Annotated in this window: 26 protein-coding genes; 22 read left to right on the top strand and 4 right to left on the bottom strand. The window is 50.9% G+C overall.

The genetic code is table 11. From position 1 onward, the window contains the following. The first annotated feature begins 18 nt into the window (after positions 1-18). The 15 genes from IEX98_RS18665 (at position 19) to IEX98_RS18735 (ending at position 14,145) form a co-directional block, all read left to right on the top strand. On the top strand, positions 19-1,509 hold the full coding sequence (locus tag IEX98_RS18665; RefSeq protein WP_188890707.1) for a rhamnulokinase: 1,491 nt from the start codon (positions 19-21) through the stop codon (positions 1,507-1,509). A gap of 54 nt (positions 1,510-1,563) precedes the next feature. Continuing rightward, positions 1,564-1,992, top strand: coding sequence for an RbsD/FucU family protein (locus IEX98_RS18670; protein WP_188890708.1), 429 nt, complete (start codon positions 1,564-1,566; stop codon positions 1,990-1,992). Positions 1,993-2,245: 253 nt separating this feature from the next. Further along, entirely contained in the window at positions 2,246-3,130 is an 885-nt protein-coding gene (locus tag IEX98_RS18675; RefSeq protein WP_188890801.1) for a LysR family transcriptional regulator, read from the top strand. 166 nt (positions 3,131-3,296) lie between these two features. Beyond that, positions 3,297-4,157 (top strand): transporter substrate-binding domain-containing protein, encoded by an 861-nt coding sequence (locus IEX98_RS18680; protein ID WP_188890709.1) that lies wholly within the window; start codon positions 3,297-3,299, stop codon positions 4,155-4,157. 41 nt (positions 4,158-4,198) lie between these two features. Beyond that, positions 4,199-4,966: an amino acid ABC transporter permease gene (locus tag IEX98_RS18685; RefSeq protein WP_188890710.1), complete on the top strand. Its 768-nt coding sequence runs from the start codon at positions 4,199-4,201 to the stop codon at positions 4,964-4,966. Between the two features lie 6 nt (positions 4,967-4,972). Further along, a complete protein-coding gene (locus IEX98_RS18690; protein ID WP_188890711.1) occupies positions 4,973-5,683 on the top strand; it encodes an amino acid ABC transporter permease in 711 nt (236 codons plus the stop codon). Next, positions 5,680-6,432 carry an amino acid ABC transporter ATP-binding protein gene (locus tag IEX98_RS18695; RefSeq protein WP_042164089.1) on the top strand — a complete coding sequence of 251 codons (753 nt, stop codon included), beginning with the start codon at positions 5,680-5,682 and terminating at the stop codon, positions 6,430-6,432. Before IEX98_RS18690 ends, IEX98_RS18695 begins: the two co-directional genes overlap by 4 nt. Before the next feature lie 32 nt (positions 6,433-6,464). Further along, complete coding sequence (locus IEX98_RS18700; RefSeq protein ID WP_188890712.1) at positions 6,465-7,478, top strand: LLM class flavin-dependent oxidoreductase; 1,014 nt, start codon at positions 6,465-6,467, stop codon at positions 7,476-7,478. A 29-nt stretch (positions 7,479-7,507) separates the two neighbouring features. Next, entirely contained in the window at positions 7,508-8,695 is a 1,188-nt protein-coding gene (locus tag IEX98_RS18705; protein WP_188890713.1) for an amidohydrolase, read from the top strand. After that, positions 8,692-9,840, top strand: a complete 1,149-nt coding sequence (solA, locus tag IEX98_RS18710; protein WP_188890714.1) for an N-methyl-L-tryptophan oxidase — start codon at positions 8,692-8,694, stop codon at positions 9,838-9,840. Before IEX98_RS18705 ends, solA begins: the two co-directional genes overlap by 4 nt. Positions 9,841-9,917: 77 nt before the next feature. Next, a complete protein-coding gene (locus tag IEX98_RS18715) occupies positions 9,918-10,391 on the top strand; it encodes a DinB family protein (RefSeq protein WP_188890715.1) in 474 nt (157 codons plus the stop codon). Positions 10,392-10,540: 149 nt separating this feature from the next. After that, entirely contained in the window at positions 10,541-11,074 is a 534-nt protein-coding gene (locus IEX98_RS18720) for a GNAT family N-acetyltransferase (RefSeq protein ID WP_188890716.1), read from the top strand. A gap of 83 nt (positions 11,075-11,157) precedes the next feature. After that, a complete protein-coding gene (locus IEX98_RS18725) occupies positions 11,158-12,486 on the top strand; it encodes an LLM class flavin-dependent oxidoreductase (protein ID WP_188890717.1) in 1,329 nt (442 codons plus the stop codon). A 177-nt stretch (positions 12,487-12,663) separates the two neighbouring features. Beyond that, positions 12,664-13,167: an RrF2 family transcriptional regulator gene (locus tag IEX98_RS18730; RefSeq protein ID WP_188890718.1), complete on the top strand. Its 504-nt coding sequence runs from the start codon at positions 12,664-12,666 to the stop codon at positions 13,165-13,167. A gap of 435 nt (positions 13,168-13,602) precedes the next feature. Continuing rightward, positions 13,603-14,145: a GNAT family N-acetyltransferase gene (locus tag IEX98_RS18735; protein WP_188890719.1), complete on the top strand. Its 543-nt coding sequence runs from the start codon at positions 13,603-13,605 to the stop codon at positions 14,143-14,145. Positions 14,146-14,230: 85 nt separating this feature from the next. On the opposite strand, the gene IEX98_RS18740 is transcribed toward IEX98_RS18735, so the two are convergent. After that, entirely contained in the window at positions 14,231-14,632 is a 402-nt protein-coding gene (locus IEX98_RS18740; RefSeq protein ID WP_188890720.1) for an acyl-CoA thioesterase, read from the bottom strand. A gap of 214 nt (positions 14,633-14,846) precedes the next feature. Then, positions 14,847-16,064, bottom strand: coding sequence for an aspartate aminotransferase family protein (locus IEX98_RS18745; RefSeq protein WP_188890721.1), 1,218 nt, complete (start codon positions 16,062-16,064; stop codon positions 14,847-14,849). Positions 16,065-16,299: 235 nt separating this feature from the next. Here IEX98_RS18745 and IEX98_RS18750 point away from each other — a divergent pair, with 235 nt between their 5' ends. Together IEX98_RS18750 and IEX98_RS18755 are read left to right on the top strand one after the other, a co-directional pair. Beyond that, entirely contained in the window at positions 16,300-16,815 is a 516-nt protein-coding gene (locus tag IEX98_RS18750) for a DUF6886 family protein (protein ID WP_188890722.1), read from the top strand. 37 nt (positions 16,816-16,852) lie between these two features. Beyond that, the gene (locus tag IEX98_RS18755; protein WP_188890723.1) at positions 16,853-17,365 is read left to right on the top strand and encodes a GNAT family N-acetyltransferase; all 513 of its coding nucleotides are present in this window, start codon (positions 16,853-16,855) and stop codon (positions 17,363-17,365) included. Between the two features lie 109 nt (positions 17,366-17,474). Here the strand turns inward: IEX98_RS18755 and IEX98_RS18760 are convergent, their stop codons facing one another. Continuing rightward, positions 17,475-18,602, bottom strand: coding sequence for a stalk domain-containing protein (locus IEX98_RS18760; RefSeq protein ID WP_188890724.1), 1,128 nt, complete (start codon positions 18,600-18,602; stop codon positions 17,475-17,477). Between the two features lie 256 nt (positions 18,603-18,858). On the opposite strand from IEX98_RS18760, the gene kduI reads away from it, so the two are divergent. From kduI to nikR, 4 genes are read left to right on the top strand one after another with little or no spacing between them, the layout of a single operon-like run. After that, positions 18,859-19,692: a 5-dehydro-4-deoxy-D-glucuronate isomerase gene (gene kduI / locus IEX98_RS18765; protein ID WP_188890725.1), complete on the top strand. Its 834-nt coding sequence runs from the start codon at positions 18,859-18,861 to the stop codon at positions 19,690-19,692. A gap of 1 nt (position 19,693) precedes the next feature. After that, the gene (locus IEX98_RS18770; protein WP_188890726.1) at positions 19,694-20,449 is read left to right on the top strand and encodes a DeoR/GlpR family DNA-binding transcription regulator; all 756 of its coding nucleotides are present in this window, start codon (positions 19,694-19,696) and stop codon (positions 20,447-20,449) included. Positions 20,450-20,505: 56 nt separating this feature from the next. Next, positions 20,506-21,261: a 2-dehydro-3-deoxy-D-gluconate 5-dehydrogenase KduD gene (gene kduD, locus IEX98_RS18775; RefSeq protein WP_188890727.1), complete on the top strand. Its 756-nt coding sequence runs from the start codon at positions 20,506-20,508 to the stop codon at positions 21,259-21,261. 52 nt (positions 21,262-21,313) lie between these two features. Further along, positions 21,314-21,781, top strand: coding sequence for a nickel-responsive transcriptional regulator NikR (gene nikR, locus IEX98_RS18780; protein WP_188890728.1), 468 nt, complete (start codon positions 21,314-21,316; stop codon positions 21,779-21,781). A 119-nt stretch (positions 21,782-21,900) separates the two neighbouring features. On the opposite strand, the gene lepB is transcribed toward nikR, so the two are convergent. Continuing rightward, positions 21,901-22,512, bottom strand: coding sequence for a signal peptidase I (gene lepB / locus IEX98_RS18785; RefSeq protein ID WP_188890729.1), 612 nt, complete (start codon positions 22,510-22,512; stop codon positions 21,901-21,903). A gap of 222 nt (positions 22,513-22,734) precedes the next feature. On the opposite strand from lepB, the gene IEX98_RS18790 reads away from it, so the two are divergent. Then, the gene (locus tag IEX98_RS18790; protein WP_229692252.1) at positions 22,735-24,369 is read left to right on the top strand and encodes an ABC transporter substrate-binding protein; all 1,635 of its coding nucleotides are present in this window, start codon (positions 22,735-22,737) and stop codon (positions 24,367-24,369) included. Positions 24,370-24,375: the final 6 nt, after the last annotated feature.

The raw sequence follows: 24,375 nt of genomic DNA on the forward strand, positions 1-24,375 counted from the left end.
GAAAGGGGCGGCATAACGATGTTGCTGTCAACCGTATTGGCTTTCGATCTGGGAGCAAGCAGCGGACGGGCGCTAATCGGCAAACTCATGCAAGCGGAGGACGGGCAGCGAGAGCTGAAGGTCGAAGAAATTCACCGTTTTCCGAACCATGCCATTGGGGTCGGCGGCCATTTGCATTGGGATATTTTGCGGCTGCTGCATGAGATGAAGAAGGCGATCCGCAAAGCGTTCCAAGAGGGGCATCGCCCGGAAACGTTTGGCATCGACACCTGGGGAGTCGATTTCGGTTTGATCGATGCGAACGGTGAGCTGCTTGGCAACCCGTATCATTACCGCGATCCGCAGACGGAGGGGCTTATTGAGGAAGTGATCGGCATGGTCGGCAAGGAAGCGCTGTTTCAGCAGGGCGGACTTCAATTCATGCCGTTCAACACGATCTATCAGCTTTACGCGATGCGGAAGGCTGCTTCTCCCAAGCTGGACGCAGCTTCGTCGCTGCTGCTGACGCCGGATTTGCTCGTCTATTTCTTGACGGGCCGCAAGGTGTGCGAGTTTACGATGGCAACGACGACCCAGCTGTACCATCCCGAGCAGCAAGCGTGGAACACGGAGCTGATGGACCGATTAGGTATTCCGTCCGGCATTTTCTTGGATCCCATTCATCCGGGAACACGTATCGGCTCATTGACGCCCGAAGTATGCGAGGAGCTGGACGTGCCGCCGATCGAGGCGGTCGCTGTCGCTACGCATGATACGGAATCCGCAGTAGCCGCAGTACCGGCAGGCGAAGGAGCATTTGCTTATCTCGTGTGCGGAACCTGGTCGCTGCTTGGCACGGAGCTGGATCAGCCGCTCGTAACGGCAGAGGCGATGGCGCATGACTTTTCCAATGAGGGCGGCGCTTTCGGCAAGTACCAGCTGCTCAAAAACATTATGGGCCTGTGGATTTTGCAGGAATGCAAGCGGGAATGGGATGAGAGCGGGAATGTCATTTCGTTCGCCGAGCTTGTTGATTTGGCGAGTCAGGCTATCCCGTTCCGCAGCTTGATCAATCCTGATGATGCACGTTTTTTTGGCCCTTCCGATATGGTTGAGAAGGTCCGTTCGTTTTGCGCGGAGACGTGGCAGCCGGTACCGGAAACGGAAGCCGAGATTGCCCGCTGTATTATGGAGAGTCTGGCGCTCAAGTACCGTCATGCGCTGGAGAAGATGGAGCAGCTGACCGGCAATGCCTACGCTGGGATGCATATGGTCGGCGGCGGTATTCAGAACCGGCTATTGTGTCGTTTGACCGCAGGCGCGCTGGGACGTCCCGTATGGGCCGGTCCGGTAGAGGCGAGCGCAATCGGCAATATGCTGATGCAGCTAGTGGCACAGGGGCATTGCTCCAGCTTGGCGGAAGCGCGCGAGCTGTCGGCAGCTTCTTTCCCTGTGGAGACATACTTGCCGGATGAAGCGGAAGCAGACGTCTGGAATGAAGCGTATGAGGCATACAAGCAATTGCTATAAAATTCTTATTTGAGCATGATGAGTGAATCCAACCCAAAGGAGGCGTGAGATAAAATGCTGATTGGAATCTCCAAGCTGATTTCCCCCGAGCTGTTGAAAATATTGATGGAAATGGGCCATAGCGACGAGATTGTCATCGCTGACGGCAACTTCCCAGGCGCAAGCCATGCGCAGCGCCTTGTTAGAGCGGACGGGCATAACATTCCAGAATTGCTGGATGCCATATTGCAGCTTTTCCCTCTCGATCAGTATGTCGAGAAGCCGGCTGCACTGATGGGTGTCGTGCCAGGCGATACGGCGGAGACACCGATATGGGCGGAGTATGGCGCCATTATTGAGGCGCGTACCGGACTGAAAGAGCCGTTCGAGGAAGTGGAGCGTTTCGCTTTCTACGAGCGGGCAAAAAAGGCCTATGCCGTTATCGCGACCGGTGAAAGCGCGTTGTACGCAAACCTGATCTTGAAGAAGGGCGTTATTCAATAAACGCCGGTGAATAGTTGGAATCCCGTTGACCTTACAAGTCAGCGGGATTTTTTTTATTTACGAAGAACAAGCGTCCAATAGTGCAAAACATTTCTGCCAAAGCGGATTGCCCCAAAGCGGACATTGTCCAGCGTTCACCGGAAATTCCAACTGTTGACACTTTAGCTTACCTGATCTACTATTAATCCAATCAACTAATTCCTAGTTATCTAATTGGAAAAGTGCACAAAGAGCTGGCAAGGGGGAAACGATGATGAATATCGACAATATCGAGGCGTTTGTCTATGTCATACATTACGGAAGCTTTAACAAAGCCGCGGAAATTTTGTTCCTGTCGCAGCCGTCGGTTACGGCACGTATTCAATCGCTGGAGCGGGAGCTGGACTGCAAATTATTCGACAGGCTCGGCAAGCAAATTCAGCTGACGGAGGAGGGCAAGCGGTTTTTGCCTTACGCGCAATCGATCCTTCAAACGCTGCAAAAGGGAAGGCTTCATCTGCATCAGAAAAAAGCGCTCCCGAACGAGCTGCGCATCGGCTGCACCGTATCGGTATCCAATTACGTCCTGCCGCATCTGCTGCCGGCCTTCAAGGAGATCTATCCGGACATACACTTTAAAGTCATTACGAGCGGAACTGACGATATCGTCCATAAGGTGCTGGGCAAAGAAATCGATATCGGCTTCGTGCGTCATACCAATCATCCGAATCTGCAGTCGGTAAAGCTGTACGAAGATCCCATCCGGCTTCATGTATACGAAGGCCATCCGTTCATCGGCGATCCGGATCTGACGATCGAGCGAATCGGTCATGATCCGTTCGTATTCTTCGAATGCGGCGCACTGGATTGGATTCGCATTCACCGCGCTTTCGAAGAGTTGAATGAGCCGCCTGCAATCGTCTATCATACCGATAATTTGGAAACGGCCAAAAAACTCGTGCTGGAGAAAGCGGGCATCAGCTTCCTGCCCAGTCTGTGCGCATTCGAAGAAGTGAGCAGCGGTAAGCTGTTCCCCATCGACTTCCCGGAGGTCGCCGGCATATCGCTGCAGACGAATATGATCGCGCTCGGCGGCGAGCATACGACGTACTTTAATTCGCTTCAGAAGCTGGCTAAAGAGCATCCTTTTTTCCGCTAACATCAAGCCCTGACAGCCTGTATTGGATTGTTGAATTCTCTTATAGAAAAACTCTATTATCTGGCTTATTGACGGCGGAGATGGCGGATGATAAATTATTGTCAAATCAATTCTTACAAAAACAGTAGGAATTATAGGTTTAATAAAAGTTCATGGGGGAATTGAGATGAAAAAGTTTTCGATAGCAGCGGCATTGATCGTATTGGCACTGGTCGTGTCCGCTTGCGGAGCGAAGAGCGGAGGCGGCGACGGTTCAAGTGCTGCATCGGGTTCAGGCAATAATGGCGGAACGAAGGCAGTTAAAAAAATTATCGTCGGCACCGGCACACAGTTTCCGAATGTTTGCTTTATCGACGACAGCGGTAAGCTGACCGGGTTTGACGTTGAGCTTGTCAGAGAGTTGGACAAACGTCTGCCGGAATATGAGTTCGAGTTCAAGACGATGGATTTCTCCAATCTGCTGCTGAGTCTGGAAACGAATAAAATCGATTTTATCGCCCATCAAATGGAGAAAAACCCGGAGCGGATCGAGAAGTTCCTGTTCAACAAAGAGCCTTACAGCATTTTCTTGACGAAGGTAGCTGTAGATAAAAACAATACAACCATTCATTCAATCGAAGATTTGAAAGGCAAGAAAGTATATACAACGCCAACGAGCAACGCGGCCTATTTCCTAGAGCAATACAATAAAGACCATGACAATGCGCTTAACATCGTTTACTCGAGCGGTGCAGCCAACGACCTTGTCAATATTATTCAGAGCAAACGCGTCGACGCTACCATGTCAACCGACTTTGCATTGGCGTTCTATCCTGGAGCGGACGGCCAGCCGGCTTTGAAAACAGTAGGCGAACCGCTTATCCAATCCGATGTGCTGTTCGTACTTCGCAAAGACGGCCAAGAGTTGTCCGATAAGCTGGACGAGGCGATCAAATCGGTGAAGGAAGACGGTACGCTGTCGAAGCTTAGCATTCAATGGCTAGGTCAAGATTTCACGAAATCATTGGACGAAGCAACGACGAAGTAAGAGGTTAGCTTAATTATTTGGGTATAAGGTGAGGTGTGAAAATGGGCAAAAAATTCGACATAAACTACGTGCTCGACTTTATACCCAAATTGCTGTCTTATTTGGACATTACGTTGTTTATCGTTGCAGCGTCGCTTGTGTTTGGACTGCTAATCGGCTTTCTGGTGGCGCTCCCGAGGATGTACAACGTTCCGGTACTGAAACGCATATCACAGGTTTATGTATCCTTTTTCCGCGGCACTCCGATTCTTATTCAGTTGTTCCTTGTCTATTACGGCGTGCCGGAGCTGTTCAAACTGGTGAATATTGATCTATCCCGGACAGATGTACTTGTGTTTGTTATTCTATCGTACTCGCTGCACAGCGGTGCCTTCATTTCCGAAGGCATTCGGGCGGCGGTCAACGGAGTGGACCGGGGGCAGGTTGAAGCAGCCTATTCGGTGGGGATGAACGGTTTTCAGGCCTTTACCCGAATTATACTGCCGCAAGCGCTGGCTATATCGGTGCCGATTTTCGCAAACCTCACGATTGCCAACTTGAAAGATACGTCGCTTGCCTTCACATTGGGTGCGATGGAGATGACCGGGAAGTCGCAGACGCTTGGTACGGCGACGCAGCATTTTATCGAAACCTATATTGCTCTATCGCTCATTTACTTCGTAATCAGCACGGTGCTCGAGCGGATGTTCCTTTATGTGGAGCGCAGACTGCTGAAGCATGAGAAACAGCTGGTCCAGCATGAGTCTAGAGCGAGAAGACGGGGCTTATGGAGAAAACCGCTCGTGCCGCGCATCGAGGAAGGGGGCTAGATCAATATGCAGCTTGATTTCAGCTTTATCGGAACGGCATTGCTGAGTTTGTTCAAAGCACTTCCGAACACGCTGTTAATTACGGCAGTTTCAGTTCTGGTCGGCTTTCTGATCGGGACAGCAGTAGCGTTAATCCGGATTTACCGCGTTCCCGTTCTTCATCCCATTGCTTCCGGCTACGTCCTGTTTGTCCGGGGGACGCCGATGCTCATGCATCTGCTGCTCATTTATTTCGGACTTCCGATGCTGATCGACAGCATCGCCGGAGCACTTGGCTGGGGCTTTCGTTCAACGGCCATACCGCTAATCGGATTCGTATATATTTCCTTCTCGATAACAGCCGGCGCTTATATGTCTGAGGTCGTCAGAGCGGGTATTACGGCCGTTAACCGGGGCCAGTTGGAAGCAGCCTATTCGATTGGTATGACAACGCCGCAAGCGTTGCGCCGGATCGTAATGCCGCAGGCACTCGCTGTCAGCCTGCCTAACCTGTCGAACAACTTAATCGGGATGCTGCACGGGTCGACGCTTGCGTTTACTGTATCGGTAGTTGAGATTAATGCACAAGCGCAGATCGTAGCGGCAAGCAATTGGAAATTTCTTGAGGCCTACATTGCAGCAGCGCTCTTGTTCTGGGGAATGACGATCTTAATCGAACGGGGCACAGCGCTGCTGGAGCGCCGGATCAACAACTATAATCGAGGTGGTGTAGCATGATCAAGCTGAGTCGGATTTCGAAATCTTTCGGGAAAAATCAGGTGCTTAAAGATATTACCCTTTCTGTAGAAAAGGGCGAGGTCGTTGTCATTCTGGGCCCGAGCGGCTCCGGCAAAACGACATTGCTGCGCTGCCTGAACTATTTGGAGCGGCCTAATGACGGCACGATTGCAATCGGCGATTATACCGTAGACTGCAAGCATGCCGGGAAGAAGGACATTCATCAGCTTCGCCAGAAATCGGCGATGGTGTTCCAACATTACAATCTGTTCAAGCATAAGACGGCGCTGGAGAACGTCATGGAAGGCCTCGTCATCGTGCAAAAGCTGCCGAAGGAAGAAGCCCGCAAACGAAGCGTTGAGGTGCTGGAGAAGGTAGGGCTCGGCGCAAAGCTGGATGCTTACCCGAGCCAGCTTTCCGGCGGACAGCAGCAGCGGGTTGGTATCGCCAGAGCGTTGGCTCTCAATCCGGAAGTCATTTTGTTCGATGAACCGACGTCGGCGCTGGATCCCGAGCTGGTCGGCGAAGTGCTGGACGTCATTCGTAAAATCGCCAATGAAGGGATCACGATGATCGTCGTGACTCATGAAATGAGCTTTGCCCGCGAAGTATCCAACCATGTCGTCTTTATGGACGGCGGTGTCATCGTTGAGGAAGGCAAACCGAATGAACTGTTTGGAGCGCCGAAGGAGGAGCGGACGAAGCAATTTCTGAAGCGAATCACATCGGACTGGGTCTACAATATTTAGTACAGCGCTTGCGCAAAAGGGAGAGGGTACCGATGACGATCAAGCTTAGCATTTTGGATCAAAGCCCGGTGTTTGAAGGGGAGACACCTGCGGATGCATTCCGCCACACGGTAGAGCTTGTTCAACAAGCGGAACGTCTTGGCTATCACCGGTTTTGGGTGTCTGAGCATCATGACGGTTTTCTGGCCGGCTCATCGCCGGAGGTGCTGATTGCGTATCTGATTGGCCAGACGGAGCGGATTCGTCTCGGTTCCGGCGGCATCATGCTGCAGCATTACAGTTCGTATAAGGTTGCGGAGAACTTCAATATACTTGCTACGCTGGCTCCAGGAAGAATCGATCTTGGCATTGGCCGCGCGCCGGGAGGACTGCCCCGTTCGACCAAAGCTTTGCAGAAAGGGATTACGGAGCCGCAGACGTTGTCGGAGAAGCTGGAGGAGCTGTCGCATCATGTGAACAACACGCTCCCGGATACGCATGCGTTAGCGGGTATTCAAGCATCGCCAATTCCACAGCAGCCGGCTGAAATTTATTTGCTTGGAACGAGCGTCAGCAGTGCGGAACTGGCCGCGGAACAAGGTCATGCTTACGTATTTGCCCAATTCATCAACAGCGACCCGGTTGTCGCTGAGGAAGCACTCACCCTTTACCGCGAACGGTTTAATTCGGCCACCGGAAACAAGCCTAGAGCGATTATTGCATTATCTGTAATCGTATCGGATACTGATGAAGAGGCGGCGCTGCTCGCCACAGATATGAAAAATGTCCGGATTACACTCGCGGACGGCAAAACGTTGAATCTCGGAACGGTTGCGCAAGCCGAAGAATTCGGCAAACAGTCGGGTCAGGAATATACGATTACGGAGAGAGACGCCGAGGTGACTAAAGGCTCGAAGGAAACAGTTCGGCGCAGACTGCTGGAAATCCAGCAGCAATACGGCGTAGACGAATTTATCGTAACGACGGCTGTGAAAGATTTTGGGCTGAGGCTGCGATCCTACGAGCTGCTCAGCGAGGCGTTCTCCGAATTGTCGGTAGGCAGCTAATAAGGCTGCGGAAAGAGGAGGAGCTGCATATGGCTAATCAAGCACGGAATGCTGCGCCGGATTTTGATCAATATTTGATCGATATTCGGCGTCATTTACATCAATATCCGGAATTGTCGAATGAAGAATTCGAGACGACGGCAGCCATTCGGCGATGGCTCGAGGAAGCAGGAGTACGTATTGCGGATTATGGACTCGCCACTGGCGTAATCGCCGAGATTGGCAAGCCTGCTGGCGAAGGTCCGCTCATTGCCATCCGCGCTGATATCGATGCGCTGCCGATTCAGGAGGAGACGGGATTGCCGTTCGCTTCTCGCATAGAAGGAAAGATGCATGCTTGCGGGCATGATTTTCATACAGCTTCCATCATTGGTGCGGCTGTGCTGCTGAAGCAGAGGGAGCATGAACTGAATGGAACGGTTCGTTTCTTGTTCCAGCCTGCAGAGGAGAAAGCGCAAGGAGCGCTTAAAGTGATTGAGAGCGGAGCGCTTAACGGCGTGCAGGCGGTGTTCGGCATGCATAATAAACCGAACCTGCCAGTCGGCGTTGTTGGCGTGAAGGAAGGGCCGCTAATGGCGGCGGCAGACGGCTTCATCGTTGAAGTCGATGGTGTGGGCACGCACGCAGCGGTGCCGGAAGCCGGCAATGATCCGGTTGTAACGGCGGCTCATATCGTCACCGCGTTGCAATCGATCGTCAGCCGCAACGTCGGTACGCTGCAAAGTGCAGTCGTCAGCGTGACGAAGCTCAACAGCGGCACCACTTGGAATGTAGTTCCTGACAAAGCAGTGCTGGAGGGAACGATTCGCACATTTGAAGAGGATGTGCGGCAGAAGGTGCTAGCCCGGTTTGAAGAAGTCGTCATAGGCGTAGCTTCCGCATTTGGAACAACGGCCAGAGTACGATGGATTCAAGGGCCGCCGCCGGTCTATAACGACAAACAGCTTGCTGTCGTAGCCGAAGAGGCTGCTGAAAGAGCAGGATTGACGGCAATTGTGCCGGTGCCTTCGCCGGCTGGCGAGGATTTCTCCTTTTACCAGAAGCAAGTACCAGGTGTCTTCGTCTTTATGGGAACAGCCGGACCGCAGGAATGGCATCACCCGGCGTTTGATCTGGATGAACGGGCGTTGCCGCTGAGTGCCGGTTATTTCACGGAGCTTGCGCTGCTCGCACTGGAGCAATTGAAGGAGACGACGGCAGGGAGGGCGAACGGGTGAGCACGGCTTCCTATGATGTGATCGTAGTTGGCGCAGGCTCCATGGGCATGAGTGCCGGCTACCATCTGGCGAGCCGGGGAGCCCGGACGCTGCTGATCGATGCATTTGATCCGCCGCATAATAACGGCAGCCATCATGGCGAGCCGCGCCTCATCCGCCATGCCTACTCGGGTGGAGCAATTTACACGGAGCTGGCGCTCCGGTCGCATGAGCTGTGGAATGAGCTTGAGGATGCGAGCGGCGAGAAATTGCTCGTGCAATCTGGCGTCATCAATATGGGTTCCCCCGGCGTTTATTCGTTGGAGGACAAGCGAGATCGTTCGGCTGCCTTTAATGTCGAGATTGAATATTTGGATGCAGATGAAATTCAGAAGCGCTGGCCGGGTATCCAGCTGCCGGAGCATTATCAAGGGCTTTACGAGCCGAAAGCCGGCTACTTGTTCAGCGAGCGCTGCGTAGCGGCTTATCGGAAACAGGCGCTGGCCGCAGGGGCGGAGCTGCTCGTAAACACCCTCATCCGCCACATTGAAGCGGACGGCGAAGGCGTTGCTGTACACACACCTAGCGGAATTATTCGCGCTGGCAAGGTCATCGTAAGTGCGGGTGCATGGTTCAAGACGCTAGAGCCCTTCATCACGTTGCCCATCCGTCCCGTTCGCAAGACGGTTGGCTGGTTCGAGTCGGCGGAGACGTTATTCAATGAATCGGTCTTTCCTGGGTTTACACTCGGTACGGAGAACGGAGGCTATTATGGCTTTCCGAGCATTGGCGGCGCCGGAGTGAAGATCGGCCGGCATGATACCGGAGTACCTTGGCTCCCTGGTGAGGAAGTTAAGCCGTTTGGCAGTTATCCAGAGGATGAAGGCGATATCCGCCGAGCGCTGGAGACCTTTATGCCGCAGGCGGCAGGCAAGCTGCTGCGCGGAGCAGTGTGCAAATATGAGTTTACGCCGGATGAGGATTTTATTATTGATGTCCATCCGGAACAGCCTAATGTTCTGCTTGCCGGAGGTTTTTCCGGTCACGGCTTTAAGTTTTCCAGCGCCGTCGGCGAACTTTTAGCTGACTTGGCTTTGGATGGAAGTACGAAGCGGGATATCGGACTGTTCTCGCTGGCTCGCTTTCAACAAGCCCCGTCGCGGTAAGAACTCAGAAATGATGAAATCAATGGAATAGCAAAATAAAGAATGCGGTAAAAATCCGATTATTGGAGGCATAAACAATGAGCAATCAGCCAGTAGACGTACAAAGCTATTTAGATACGCATGATCAATTGCAGGAAGCGATCGCGGGCTTGGATGAAGTGCAGCTGAAATGGAAGGAAACGCCGGAGAAATGGAGCGTGACGGAGGTGCTGACGCATCTGGCCGATCACAATATCGTCGTATCGTTCCGAATCCGGGATATACTGGCAGATACGAAAGCGACGCTGCCTGCTTTTAACCAGGATCTATGGGTTAGCGGACAGTCAGGCAATGAGGGCGAGGTATCGGATGTGCTGGCGTTGTTCAAAGCGCTGCTCGTCTACAACAGCCTCTTGTTTGGCAGACTAAGCGAGGCAGATTGGGAGAAATCAGGCATTAACTTTAAAGGCGATACGGTTAGCGTTGCCGCAGCGGTTCGAGGGTTCACCAATCACGTTAAACACCACATCGGGCAAATCGACCGCATTAAAGCAGCCTATTCAAAAATTTAATACATCGATCGAAAAGGTTGATTTTACGGCTAGGCCTGGCTCATGATAAGGTGATATTATATTAATCTTACTTATTTCATGGGAATTATAAGCTTTCCAGGATAGCTTTGCTTCAAGCTAGCATTGCAGATAGGGAGGATGTTGATCCGATGGCGGAAAATAACGGTATTGTAATCCGTGATGCGGAGGAAAAGGATAGGGATGCCATTCTGGCACTTATGCTGGAATCCTACGGTCAATATGAGAAAGTAATGCCGGGCGACGGCTGGCTGCAATATGCAGAGAGCATCAGGGAGTCCGTCGACCGCGATGGCCCGATTGCCCGTATCATTGCGGAGCTGGACGGCGAAATTGTCGGAAGCGTTCAGATGTTCACTTCGTCAGAATCTGCTTACGGCGCACCAGAGCTAGGCATCTTAACTCCGATTATCCGGCTGCTTGCCACCTCTCCGAAAGCGAGAGGCAAGGGCGTTGCAACGGCGCTTATTAAGGAAAGTGCCCGCAGGTCCATTGAGCTTGGCTCTGACACGCTGCATTTGCATACTTCCGATATGATGGAGTCGGCAGTCCGCTTGTATGAGCGGCTTGGCTTCGAGCGTGCTTACGACAAGGAAATGCAGAAAGGCGATGTGCTGGTCAAATGCTACCGGCTGCTTTTGAAGGAGACGGCTTTGTTAAGTTAATTCCAGCAGGCAACGGATTGCACTTGTGTTGTGCGATCAGATTCGTAAACGGTTTGATTACTATATAATTGGAGGGAATCATAATGGCTAAACGCAAAAAACTGAAGCTTGGAGCACTCATTCACGGTGTCGGCGGACATATAGGCGCATGGAGGCATCCTGAGGCGTTGACGGACGCTAGCGTTAATATCGAATTTTACAAGCAGCAGGCACAGAAGGCGGAGGAAGGCAAGTTCGACCTAATCTTCATTGCAGACGGCCTTTATATTACCGAGCAGTCGATCCCGCATTTCTTGAACCGTTTTGAGCCGATTACCATTCTGTCCGCTTTGGGTGCAGTGACGAAAAATATCGGTCTTGTGGGTACGCTCTCGACCTCCTATAGCGAGCCGTTTACGGTCGCCAGACAATTTGCCTCTCTGGATAAAATCAGCGGCGGCCGCGCAGGCTGGAACGTCGTAACCTCTCCGCTGGAGGGCTCGGCTAAAAACTTCAGCAAGAAAGAGCATCCGACGCATCCTGAGCGCTACAAGATCGCCGAGGAATATTTGGAAGTCGCAAGAGGACTTTGGGATTCATGGGAAGATGACGCGTTCGTCCGCGATAAAGAATCCGGCGTGTTCTTTGATCCTTCCAAGCTTCACCGCTTGAACCACGAAGGCGAATATTTCTCGATCCAAGGGCCGCTCAATATTGCGCGTTCGAAGCAAGGGCACCCGGTTGTATTCCAAGCGGGTTCGTCAGAAGCGGGTAAAAACTTGGCAGCGAAAAGCGCTGATGCTGTCTTCACCGGTCATGAGACGATTGAGGAAGCTAAGCAGTTTTATGCCGATGTGAAAAGCAGAGCTGCTGCCTATGGCCGTTCAGGCGATGATATCGCAATTCTGCCAGGCTTCGGACCGATTGTCGGTCGGACGCAGGAGGAGGCCGAAGCGAAATACGAGGAGCTGACTAAGCTCGTTACAATCGATAAGGCGCTTGCCTACTTGGGCCGTTTCTTCGAGCATCATGACTTCTCGCAATATCCGCTGGATGAGCCATTCCCGGAACTGGGCGAGCTTGGCGGCAACAGCTTCAAGAGCGGCACCGACAAGATCAAACGCGTCGCGAAGGAGCAAAATTTGACGCTGCGTCAGGTTGCGCTTCGCTCGGCTACGCCGCGCACGCCGTTTATCGGCACACCGGAAAAAGTTGCCGACCTCATTCAGCAGTGGCATGAGGAAGAAGCAGCCGACGGCTTTATTTTCCACGCGGCTACGCCTAAAGGACTGGATGAGTTTGTGGAATTGGTCGTCCCTATTTTGCAAGAACGCGGTATTTACCGGACCGAGTATGAATCCGACACGCTGCGGGGTAACCTGGAGCTGCCGGTTCCTGACAACCGTTACACCAAGGTAAAGGTAAATAGTTAATATAGGCATGGACTCGCCTGGCGGGCAGATCGGAAGAAGCGGAGCGATGTGGCTCCGCTTTTTTCGTGTTGTGAAAGGCGCGCGCAGCGTAGGCGAGCTTAGTTGGCTTGCGCATAAGCGGCAAATTACGATACACTTAATTGTATACACTTTCATGATTCATAAGGAGGATATGCCATGAATTCGCGCAGCATACAAGTCGGTCCACCGCGGTTCGGAATAGCCGTTCATGCGCTTATCTGGTTAGCTCAGAGCGGAGGATTCGTTACAAGCGCATCGATCGCCGGGAAAGTTAATTCCCATGCTACTTTTCTTCGCAGAGTGCTCGCGCTGCTGTCACAATCGGGTATTGTGGAAGCGAGAGAGGGCCGGGACGGCGGTTACTGTCTGAAGGTAGTGCCGGAGAAGCTTACGCTAGGCGACATCTATATGGCGGTGAAATCCGAAGATTGTGGCGGAGGCGAGCCGGTTAAAGGAACAGAATGCAAGCAAGAGCTCGAGTCTGTCAAAAGCACAGAGTGCAATCAAGCCGGAGAAGCGATCATGAAGCTGGATGAAGCGTTAGGCAGCATTATGGCCGAGGCGGAGCAGCAGACGATACAGCTTCTGGCAAAATATACGTTAAGCGATCTGATGAGCCATGTTGACTTTTGCCAGCTGGCCGAACAGATTTCAGAGTGAGAAAAACGGCCGAAGAGGCCGTTTTTTAGTTGTTGCTCGTTAATGGGTTTCTACGGGCCTTACAGCTTTAGATAGCGTATATAGCGAAGCTGCTTCGCTGTGCAGCGAAGTGAAGTTCACTGTTTGGTGATGTGAGGTGTGCGGATGGATAGTTAGCGAAGGCAGCTTCGCTTTTCAGGAACCTAGCTTCGCCAGTAGCGAAAATCAGTTCGCTGTTAGCTTTCTCGGAGGGTGGGGATGGTTGATTAGCGAAAGGGGATTCGTTACATAACGAAGCTGCTTCGCTCCAAAGGCAGGTTCAAGGAAACTAGAAGCTTAGCTTGGTTAATTGCCGCAGGACTCCTCCACCTTTTGCTCATATGCTCCTTTGTAACTATTGTTTTTTCCACAAATTGCACTATAATCGTTGGAAATAGAAGACAAAGGGGGATGGCAATGCTGCCTACATTAGAAACTGACCGTTTAATATTGAGGCCATTTGAGATATCGGATGCAAGCGAGGTTCAACGGTTGGCCGGTCACATTGAGATTGCCCAGATGACGCTGAACATTCCCCATCCGTACCCGGATGGCGGGGCGGAGATATGGATTCGTTCCAGCAAAAATAACAGTCGCGAGGGCAGCGGTTTTCCTTTCGCGGTTGTTACGAAGGATGACGGCCAACTAATCGGCTGTATAAGCCTTAATTTGTCCAAGCCCCATCGTAAAGCAGAGCTCGGCTACTGGCTTGGCAAGCCGTATTGGGGGCACGGATATTCGACGGAAGCAGCTAGGCGGGTGCTTTCTTTTGGTTTTGAGGAGCTTGGACTTAATAAAATTTACGCCATTGCGATGGTCAAAAACCCGGCGTCCACGAATGTAATGAAGAAGATCGGGATGCAGTGGGAAGGCGAGCTGAAAGAGCATATTTTGAAATGGGATGTGTTCGAGGATATTGTCTACTACGGCATCCGAAAATCGGACTACGAGTCGCTGTAATTGCAAAGTGCAGTATGTATAAATGAAGCGTGCAGAGGGGTAAGCCCGTCAGCACGCTTTTTGATTTGCATTCTATTTGTCATCATTAAAGCCCGGCTTCGAAAAGCCTTCTAAGCTCGTCCGGCACCGGACGGCTTTTTCTAGTTTGAGGATCCATTGCGACGCTCGTGACAAGCGCTTCAGCACAAAGTACGGCTGCCTCATTGTAGATTCGCTGCTCCAGGACGAAGCTGCTGCGTCCGACGGTTTTCGGCTCAGTTGTTACCGTCAGGCGGTCTCCCTGTACACATTCATGCCGATAGCTAATATTGATGTTCACCGTAACCGTCTGCACCCCTAGATCTTTCAAAACGTCGTAGTGAAGGTTGCTGGCTTCATACCATTCCTCACGGCCCCATTCGAGATATTCCAAATATTTCGCATTGTTCACATGACCGTTTACGTCAATTTCGGTTGGACGTACGATAAGCTCCAATTCTGTTTTCATAGTAGGTAACACCTGCTTTCCAGTCAGTCATTATTGCTGAAAATTATATCATTCTTTGTCTCATGGCGAAATGAAACGCTCATCTTGGGAAAAGGTTTATTGAAAGTAATCAGGAACTTACAAGTTGCTTTATGTAGTCCCGATTTAAAACACAAATACCCCAACTGCTCCTTTTCGCGAGAAGGAGCAACTGGGGTGCACAACAAGCATAACGCTAGGAAGCTGACAGGCCGATACCCGTCATTGCCTTTTGGAGCAAGCCAATCATCTCATCGATATCAGATTTCGTTGCAATCAACGGCGGCATGAAGCGGATGGTAGCAGGCTTTGGTGCATTGATGAGCAGCCCATCCTCCATACATTGAGCAACGAGCGGCTGGGCAGTGCCATCAGGAACATCAAAGGCAAACAGCAGTCCTTTACCCCGAATATTGGAGATCGGATAGGTGCGGGACAGCTCTTGCAGCTTGTTGATCGCGTAGCTCCCGACTGCCGCAGCCTGTTCTGCAAGTCCAAGGCGCAATATTTCTTGAACGACGGCGAGACCGACTGCCATTGCAAGCGGCGCTCCATTGTAGGTTCCGCCTTGATCACCTTGTACGAACAGATCGAATTTATTCGTCGTTAACATAGCGGACAGCGGATAGCCTCCGCCGATCCCTTTGCCAAGCGTTAACACGTCAGGCTGGATATCGTAATGCTGGAAAGCGAAAAGTTTGCCGGTTCTAGCCAGCCCAGTCTGAATCTCGTCAACGATCAACATAATGCCGTAAACGTCGCAAGCTTTGCGAATCGCCTGCAAATAAGCGGAATCGACCGCATTCACGCCGCCTTCGCCCTGTACAAGCTCCAGCATAATCGCGCAGGTTTTGTTGCTTATTGCCGCAAAGCAAGCGTCAAAGTCATTAATGGGCACATGGATAAATCCGGGTACCTTCGGCTCGAAAAGCGTATCCCATTGGGCTTTGCCCGTGGCTGACATCATAGCAAGCGTTCTGCCGTGAAAACTGTTGGTCAGCGTAATAATCTCATACGCGCCGCCCAAGTGAAGCGCACCATGCTTGCGCGCCAGCTTCACGGCGCTCTCATTAGCTTCGGCCCCGCTGTTTGCGAAGAAAACTTTGTCAAAGCCGGAAATATCGGTCAGCAGCTGTGAAAATTCAATCATCGGTTTATTATAAAAACCGGGACTCGCATGAACGAGCTCTCCGGATTGCTTCATGAGCGCGTCCCGCAGAACAGCAGGTGAATGACCAAGCGACGTAACCGCCCAGCCTCCTATAAAATCCAAATACGACTTGCCCTCCGTATCCCATAGTTGCATACCCTCGCCGCGTTCCATGACGACGTTCGGACGTTTCGCCGTAAATAGCACCGATTGCTCCGCAGCAGCCAACAGGTCGGCCGTTTGCGATTGCACAGCTTTCGTCATCCTCATCAAACCCCCATCACGTATTGATTATTGAATAAATATACACTTAAACGAATAAAAATACAACCATCAAATATGGAGCTCAGCAAAAATATTTTCATCTCGAAAGCAGGAGGGAGCAGGCTCTCACACTGCGATGAACCATTAATATTTTAATAGTAATAGCAAGATTGTTATTGTATGATGATCTATACCGAAAAAGAGGGAATACCATCCAATTAAGGGAGGGCGACAGTTGCTCTATCATATTAGTGATGAATCGGACATCGAGCTTTTTAGGCCTAGGCCGCCAGCTGCTTATCCGGGAATGTCCCCGGTCGTATGGGCGCTGGATGAGGCGCATCTTATTAACTATCTGTTTCCAAGAGAGTGCCCTCGTATCATTTATGCGTTATCAGACGGGGTAAGCGACGTGGATCGGGAACGTTTTTTCTCTTATACGACTGCAAAGACCGTTATTGCGGTAGAAAGCGGCTGGTATGAGAGAATCAATCAGGCGAGGCTTTATCAATATGCTTTTGACCTTGTTGAGTTTGAATGCTTTGACGAGACTGCAGGTTATTATATTTCGAAGAACACAGTGAAGCCGCAATTCGTTGAAGCGATTGACGATCTGCTCCATAAAATAACGGCTTCAGGAGCTGAACTGAGAGTAACGCCTAACCTGCATCTGCTCAGAGATGCCGTTCTGTCTTCCACTGTGGATGATTTCTCTATTATCAGATTTCGTAATGCAGCGGCTCATTCCTAACATTCAATAGAAGCTCGGTAAGGGAGGAAGAGCACGAATGGAAATTACATTAACAAGGCTATCCACCCGCGAGGAAGCGGCCATTCTGGATCAAGCTTTTTCTGCTATATACCCGTGGTATAGCTCCAGCGATTATTATATGAAATGCTTGGGTGAAAATCAGGAGGGAAAGCGAGTAACCTTGATCGCTTATTATGGAAAAGAGTTGGCCGGGTGCTGCCATCTGCTGTACAACTCCGCCTATCCGGATTTTAATCGTAACCAAATTCCCGAAATAAACGATTTGAACGTATTCCCGGCATACAGGCGCAAAGGAATCGCCCATGCAATGTTCGACGAACTGGAGGCTACCGCTGCCAAGACTGGCAATAAGATCGGCTTGGGTGTGGGTTTATACAAGGACTACGGAAACGCTCAAAGGATGTATACGACACGCGGCTACATGCTGGATGGGAACGGTATTAGGTATGGCAATGAGGAAGTGAAGCCCGGAGCTACTGTCACCGTAGATGATGATTTGCTGTTGTATTTGGTTAAAACACTGGGCTAGCAGCGCGTTAGACCACATCAATAGAAGCAAGAAAAAGGCTGCCGGGATCGCAAGCGATCCGGCAGCCTTTTTGCGCCAATATTTTATTCACGCTTTATTAATAGAAAGATTACTTGCGGATATTGTAGCCAATGAACGCTTTCGTCTCGAAATCGAATACGGCTGTCAAAGGCCCGATCAATTCGTCTTGGTCCGTGTTGTAGGTAACGGTTACGAGATTACCGTTAGCGGCTTTAATTTCGGCAAGCCGTTTTTTCTGCTCATCGCTGGAAGCCATAACGCCGGATTCTTTAGCGGAGACGATTTCAACGACTGCCTCATCTTTTTTTGTTTTAATGTGCTTCGCTTGATCGGACACTTTTTCCCAAGCCAAATCACGGTATTGCTGAGCAGCTTCAGGCGTCATTTTACCAGCAGGAGTCTGGATGTCCGACAGCACCACGAGGTAGAACAGCGGACTTTGCGGCGGAAGGCTCTTCGTCTCGAATGGGCCGTAGTAAGCGCGGACCTTTGTGCCGGCTTTCAGATCTTCCCATTTCACGGATTCGCCTTGAGGCGTAAGAACGCTCGTTTCTTTGCCTGCATTCAGCGTTAGCGTTGGAACGGCTTTGCCGTCTTTCGTCTCACCGAATTGAATCTGCCAGCCGTCATCCGTATGCTTCACCGATTGAATGACATCTTCCTTCACCGCACGGTCAGCTTCGACCGTAATCTTGGCGGCGTGTGATTGGCCAGGGAAGCTCATCGTCATAACCGGACCGTATTCCACATTGATTTGCTGGCCGGCTTTCAAATCTTTAGCCGCTACTGTTTTCCCGGCCTGATCTTTAATGACCGTTTTTGCGTCGGCGAACAGAATAACCCATGCGTTGGAGCCTTTGCCCAGCAGCTCAATCCGGTACTGCCCTTTGTCCTCCGCCACATTGACAATAACGCCGGTGCCGCGCATATAATCAGCCTCTTCCTGGCCTTTGCCATTCAGCTCGATTTCTTTGTTTTTTGCATCATAATTCAGAGTGTATCCGAGTTCGGCAGCAGCGCTGCGTACAGGAATATACGCTTGTCCATTAATATAGACCGGGGTCAGCGAAGTGCTCTCTCCATTGACGACAACTTTAACGTCCTTATGCAAAATCCCCGTTACTTTCTCAACCATTCCAGCAGCTCCAACTACAGCAGACGTGCCCAATAAGCCAGCCGTGGTCAACAATACGATCAGTTTTTTCTTATGTGTCATACAAGCAGCTCCTTCCGTATTTACCGAGAATGTATGTCAAGTAGTTTGACACCCCATCAGACGTGAACAAGTTTTGAAAGGTTGCAGAGAAGTGTATCAATAGCCAAAAAGGCGGATAAGGATTAGACTTTTGGAGGAATCGTACATACTTGTTGATAGGGGGATGAAAACAAACCACTGTTTAAGTTCGTAAATGTATGTTATTATAAAAACGAACATTTTCGAACATTCATATATAAACGAGGAGGAATTTACAATGGAAGTGCGTCACGCAACGAACCCGACAGATTTCAAAACATACACAACTGAACGATTGAGAAAAGATTTTTTGATTGAGGGCCTGTTCGTTCCCGATCAAATTTCCATGACATATAGCCATTATGACCGTATGGTCGTAGGCGGTGCCTTTCCGATTCAAGAGAAGCTGGAGCTGGCAGATCCAGACACGCTGAAAACCGATTATTTTCTGGAGCGCCGCGAAGTCGGTTTCTTGAATATTGGTCAAGGTACAGCTGTCATCTCGGTAGACGGCGAAATCTATGAGCTGGACAGGCTGGATGTATTATATGTCGGCAAAGGCAAACGGGAGGTTCTGCTTGCCAGCAAGGACAGCGCCAACCCTGCGAAGCTGTACTTCTGTTCCACGCCTGCCCATAAAGAAATTGAGACGCGTAAAATGACGATGGAGCAGGCGAATCCGACACATCTGGGCTCACTTGAGACATCCAATGAACGGGTGCTTTACAAGTATATCCATGCCGACGGCATTCAAAGCTGCCAGCTGATGCTTGGCGTGACCAGCCTGAAGACAGGAAGCATCTGGAACACGATGCCGTCTCATCTGCATGACCGCCGGATGGAAGCTTATCTGTACTTTGACTTGAATGCAGATGCCCGCGTATTCCATATGATGGGCGAGCCCTCGGAGACGAGGCATCTGGTCGTAGCCAACGAGCAAGCGATCCTTTCTCCGCCATGGTCGATCCACTCTGGGGCAGGAACGAGCAACTATACGTTCTGCTGGTCGATGGCTGGCGAGAACTATACCTTCACCGATATGGACGTCGTAAAAATGGACGAGTTGAAATAACATGCTTGCCGCCGAACGTCATCGACATATCGTCAAGCAGCTGGAGGAGAAAGGAAGCGTCAAGGTTTCGGAGTTAAGCGAGTCGTTTGGGGTAACGGAGAAAACGGTACGTGAAGACTTGGAGAAGCTGGAGGAGAAAGGGCTTCTCAAACGGATTCACGGCGGCGCCGTCATGGCTCAGGATGGTGAAGACAGCCTGCTGCCGCTTCAATTTCCGAACAGCAAGCATCAGAAGGAAAAAGCGGCCATCGCCGAGCTTGCGATTTCAGTTATCGAGCCGGACGATATTATCGCGTTAGATGCAGGAAGCACGACGCTTGAAATCGCGAAGCGGCTGAAAAACATGCCGATTACGGTGTTGACCAACGACTTGCTCATTATTCGCGAGCTGACGGCCAAGGACCAGGTCCGGCTGGTCGTGCCTGGCGGTTACCGCCATCATAATTTGCTGATCGGCAATGAGTGGCATGAATGGATTAAGCGGCTTAACGTACACAAGCTGTTCTTATCAACGACAGGCATTCATATGGAATACGGCTTGACGATCTTTACCGAAGAGCTGACCAAGCTGAAGCAGGTCTATATGGAATGCGCCAAGCAAATTTATTGCGTAGCCGACCATAGCAAATTTGACCGGGGTGCGCTAATTACTTATGCGGAGCTGGATGCGGTTCATTGCATTATGACTGACGCCGCCATCGATGATGACGTCGTACGCAGATATGAGGAGCGGGGCATCCGGATTATGAAGGCATAAGCACAATCAGAACAAGGCAGACAGCCCGAGATAAGTGTATTGGAGGAACGTGTAAAATGAGTTTTTTTGATCTAACAGGAAAAACCGCAATCGTAACGGGCGCAGGCCGCGGTCTTGGTTCGGCGATTGCGATCGGTTTGGCCAAAGCTGGAGCTGATATTGCGCTTGTGACGAACAGCACACCAGCTTCAGCTGTCAAGGCTGAGATTGAAGCGCTGGGCCGCAAAGCGATTACGATTCAAGCGGATGTGTCCGACCGCAGTCTGCTGCCAGGAATCATTGAGCAGACGCTGGATGGACTGGGCCGTCTCGATATACTCGTCAACAATGCAGGCATTATTCGCCGTACACCTGCTGCCGAGCATCGCTTTGAAGATTGGCAGGATGTACTGGATGTGAATTTGAATTCTGTATTTGTACTCTGCCAGTTGGCCGGCAATCATATGATCAGCCAAGGCTCGGGAAAAATCATCAACATCGCTTCCATGTTAAGCTTTCAGGGCGGAATCAACGTTCCTGGCTATACGGCGAGCAAGCATGCGGTAGCTGGCTTGACGAAGGCGCTTGGCAATGAATGGGCATCGAAGGGTGTACAAGTGAATGCGATCGCTCCGGGTTATATGAGCACAGACAATACGGAGGCGCTTCGCGATGATCCTGTGCGGAGCAGACAGATTCTGGACCGCATTCCGGCAGCGCGCTGGGGAACGGCGGAGGATTTAATGGGGCCGGCAATCTTTCTTGCATCGCAAGCGTCCGATTACATGGCGGGTCACGTATTGTGCGTGGACGGCGGCTGGATGAACCGGTAGAACTGTGGTAAACTTTGGACAATTATACGGTTAGACTAGGTGGTTGTCCAATATGGCGGATAAAGAGGAATTAACAAGGTTCGGAGTATCGTTTCCGGCGCCTTTGATTGAACAGTTTGACGAGTATGTCGAGGAGCAGGGCTATGCAAATCGTTCGGAGGCGATACGGGATCTGGCGCGCAAAGCGCTATTGGAGCCGTCGCGCTTGAAGTCCGAGCAGCTAGTCGCGGGTACTATCGTTATGGTGTATGACCATCATGCGAGGGAATTGCCGCTGCTGCTGATGGAAATTCAGCATGACTATCATCGGGATATTATTTCGAATATGCATGTGCATTTGAATCATAACCAGTGTCTTGAGATCATCGCGGTTCGGGGGCAGCTTGCCAGGCTGCGCCAATTGCATCAGCAAATTCAGGTGCAGAAAGGTGTAACCTACGCGGAGCTGTCGGTAACGTTCGCGGAGGAGGAGCATGCCGGGGATCAACATGATCATCATCAGGGGCATGGGCACCGATAATGGAAGAAGCTCCTTGCATGGCCGGGTAACGGCTTTACAAGGAGCTTTTTTTATGGCTATTCAGTGCTGTAAAGCCAGCAGTATGATTGATTGTGAACTACGTTTATTTTTTGAACGGATCATCGTTGCGGATGGACTGTGCTTATTTGATTTCTTCCCGTCCAAGCGACAACCTGGCCCTGAATGGCGGATTCAGATACCGGTCCTTGGACGATGCTGCTATAGAAGCTTCTCCACCACAGATCACCGAGCAGAAAATAGTGCTCCTCGGGCAGCGTCAGCTCCATATTAATCATTTCGGGAGATTTCACGCCTTGCAGCCCAAATGCTTCCTGTCCGTAAAACGCATCAAGCCTCATGCCGTCGATATAAATCTTGCTTTGTTTGATACGTACGACTTCTCCCGGCAGTCCAATGATTCTGGCAATGTCGAATTCTAAATCAGCCGCTGGCGTTTTATAATAAACGACATCTCCTCTGCGATAGATCTGCGCCTCGTATTTCGGCTCAACGACAAGCAGCGAACCTGCGAGATATTGTTCCGTATCCCGGAGCATGCCATCGCTTCGCAGCGGAACGACCAATAGATCCTCATTCGGTTTATTGATAATGGGCAGTTCATAGGGGGTATAGGAGTCGGTAATCGTTTCCTCTTCTACTTTGGCTGTACAGCCAGCGAGCAATAATAGGAATAGAGCTAACATAAGAATAACTTGTTTGTAAGCAGGCATGTCATTCCCTCCGAGGTAAAGCCTCAATTTCCATTATAAACCAACAAAAACTATGATACTACTAATATATTAGATTGACGTTAGGTTTTCTAACTTTACAAGCAATTTTATGGGAAAAAGGGATGTTCGTTTCGATTTTCTGTGTTACAATTTTGTTAAAACGTGGCACGATTGAAGGGGAAAGCTAGATTTTGAAATGATTTTTCTAATAGGGGGAGCAAGATGAACAAGATGAGCAAGAAGCAAAACTGGCAGAGGACAACGGTCATTTTCGCATTATGTACATTATTGTTTTTTTTATCGGGATGCTCGGGAGCGGCAAAGCCTGAACGTCAGCCTGCAAAAGCAGCAGAGACTAAGGATGAATTGCTGCTGGCTGTAGGCTCAGAGCCGGAAGGGGGCTTCGATCCAACGGCTGGATGGGGGAGGTACGGATCTCCAATGTTCCAGAGCACGCTGCTTAAGCGAAACAGCGATATGAGTATCGGAACCGATTTGGCCAAGCAGTATAAGCTGTCAGAAGACGGCAAGCAATGGACCGTCGAGCTTCGCGATGACGTGAAGTTTTCTGACGGTGAACCGCTGACCGCCTCCGATGTGAAATTTACGTTCGAGACAGCAGGGAGCAAAGGCTCTACAATCGACGTAACGAATGTAGAGGCCGTCACCGTAAATGGCGATCACGAAGTTGTGTTTTCCCTTAAGGAACCGCAGTCAACCTTTATCACACTGTTAACGTCGCTTGGCATCGTTCCAGAGCATGCTTACGGTGATGATTACGCGTCGCATCCGGTCGGTTCGGGCCCTTATAAGCTCGTGCAATGGGATCGCGGCCAGCAGGTTATTGTTGCCTACAATGATCTTTATTACGGGGACAAGCCCTTTTTCAAAAAGATGACGTTCATGTTTTTGAGCGAGGATGCGGCATTTGCAGCGGCCAAATCAGGCCAGCTTGATGTGGCTTACATTCCTTCGGCATTCAGCAAGCAAGAAGTAAACGGGATGCATGTTGAAACTGCGAAATCGGTCGATAATCGCGGCATTATGCTGCCTTACGTTATGCCGGGCGAAAAGACAGACCAAGGCTATCCGATCGGCAATGCGGTAACGGCGGATCTTTCGATCCGGCAAGCGCTTAATTATGCAATTGACCGCAAGGCACTCGTGGACGGTATTCTCGAAGGCCATGGTACTCCGGCGTTTACAGTCAATGACGGGCTTCCATGGTGGAATCCCGATACGGTATTCCAGGACGGGGATCTTGCGAAAGCTGCCAAACTATTGGCAGATGGCGGCTGGAAGGATACCGATGGAGACGGCATCGTTGAAAAGAACGGCGTCAAAGCGCAATTTTCGCTGCTGTATCCCGCAGGGGATATGACGCGCCAGTCGCTGGCTCTTGCGGCGGCGGATATGGCGAAGGCGGCCGGCATTCAGATCGATGCAGCCGGAAAAAGCTGGGACGATATCGGCAAGCTGATGTATTCGAACGCGGTCATGTACGGCTTTGGCAGCCAGGACCCCATTGAAATGTACAATCTATACAGCAGTAAATTCCGCGGCGTTGATTACAATAACTCCGGCTATTACAGCAATGCGGCAGTGGATGAGTGGATGGATAAGGCACTTCGGGCAACGAAGGAGAAGGATGCGATGGACTACTGGAAGAAATCCCAGTGGGACGGCAAGACGGGCACAAGCGTACAAGGCGATGCGCCGTGGGCATGGCTTGTCAATATTGATCATTTGTATCTCGTTAAAGATGGGCTGGATATCGGTACGCAAAAAATTCATCCGCATGGGCACGGCTGGCCTGTTACGGACAATATCGAGCAATGGCGCTGGGTAACGGAGTAATGCGAA

It is taken from the genome of Paenibacillus radicis (ex Gao et al. 2016), assembly GCF_014641555.1.
GTDB classification, from domain to species: Bacteria; Bacillota; Bacilli; order Paenibacillales; family Paenibacillaceae; genus Pristimantibacillus; species Pristimantibacillus radicis.

Coding starts and splice junctions, on each gene's coding strand:
- IEX98_RS18725 (WP_188890717.1), top strand. CDS start 11,158: ATGGCTAAACGCAAAAAACTGAAGCTTGGAGCACTCATTCACGGTGTC.
- IEX98_RS18715 (WP_188890715.1), top strand. CDS start 9,918: ATGAGCAATCAGCCAGTAGACGTACAAAGCTATTTAGATACGCATGAT.
- IEX98_RS18700 (WP_188890712.1), top strand. CDS start 6,465: ATGACGATCAAGCTTAGCATTTTGGATCAAAGCCCGGTGTTTGAAGGG.
- nikR (WP_188890728.1), top strand. CDS start 21,314: ATGGCGGATAAAGAGGAATTAACAAGGTTCGGAGTATCGTTTCCGGCG.
- IEX98_RS18675 (WP_188890801.1), top strand. CDS start 2,246: ATGAATATCGACAATATCGAGGCGTTTGTCTATGTCATACATTACGGA.
- IEX98_RS18720 (WP_188890716.1), top strand. CDS start 10,541: ATGGCGGAAAATAACGGTATTGTAATCCGTGATGCGGAGGAAAAGGAT.
- IEX98_RS18755 (WP_188890723.1), top strand. CDS start 16,853: ATGGAAATTACATTAACAAGGCTATCCACCCGCGAGGAAGCGGCCATT.
- IEX98_RS18705 (WP_188890713.1), top strand. CDS start 7,508: ATGGCTAATCAAGCACGGAATGCTGCGCCGGATTTTGATCAATATTTG.
- kduD (WP_188890727.1), top strand. CDS start 20,506: ATGAGTTTTTTTGATCTAACAGGAAAAACCGCAATCGTAACGGGCGCA.
- IEX98_RS18690 (WP_188890711.1), top strand. CDS start 4,973: ATGCAGCTTGATTTCAGCTTTATCGGAACGGCATTGCTGAGTTTGTTC.
- kduI (WP_188890725.1), top strand. CDS start 18,859: ATGGAAGTGCGTCACGCAACGAACCCGACAGATTTCAAAACATACACA.
- IEX98_RS18745 (WP_188890721.1), bottom strand. CDS start 16,064: ATGACGAAAGCTGTGCAATCGCAAACGGCCGACCTGTTGGCTGCTGCG.
- IEX98_RS18670 (WP_188890708.1), top strand. CDS start 1,564: ATGCTGATTGGAATCTCCAAGCTGATTTCCCCCGAGCTGTTGAAAATA.
- IEX98_RS18680 (WP_188890709.1), top strand. CDS start 3,297: ATGAAAAAGTTTTCGATAGCAGCGGCATTGATCGTATTGGCACTGGTC.
- IEX98_RS18685 (WP_188890710.1), top strand. CDS start 4,199: ATGGGCAAAAAATTCGACATAAACTACGTGCTCGACTTTATACCCAAA.
- IEX98_RS18665 (WP_188890707.1), top strand. CDS start 19: ATGTTGCTGTCAACCGTATTGGCTTTCGATCTGGGAGCAAGCAGCGGA.
- IEX98_RS18730 (WP_188890718.1), top strand. CDS start 12,664: ATGAATTCGCGCAGCATACAAGTCGGTCCACCGCGGTTCGGAATAGCC.
- IEX98_RS18735 (WP_188890719.1), top strand. CDS start 13,603: ATGCTGCCTACATTAGAAACTGACCGTTTAATATTGAGGCCATTTGAG.
- IEX98_RS18760 (WP_188890724.1), bottom strand. CDS start 18,602: ATGACACATAAGAAAAAACTGATCGTATTGTTGACCACGGCTGGCTTA.
- lepB (WP_188890729.1), bottom strand. CDS start 22,512: ATGCCTGCTTACAAACAAGTTATTCTTATGTTAGCTCTATTCCTATTA.
- IEX98_RS18740 (WP_188890720.1), bottom strand. CDS start 14,632: ATGAAAACAGAATTGGAGCTTATCGTACGTCCAACCGAAATTGACGTA.
- IEX98_RS18695 (WP_042164089.1), top strand. CDS start 5,680: ATGATCAAGCTGAGTCGGATTTCGAAATCTTTCGGGAAAAATCAGGTG.
- IEX98_RS18770 (WP_188890726.1), top strand. CDS start 19,694: ATGCTTGCCGCCGAACGTCATCGACATATCGTCAAGCAGCTGGAGGAG.
- IEX98_RS18790 (WP_229692252.1), top strand. CDS start 22,735: ATGAACAAGATGAGCAAGAAGCAAAACTGGCAGAGGACAACGGTCATT.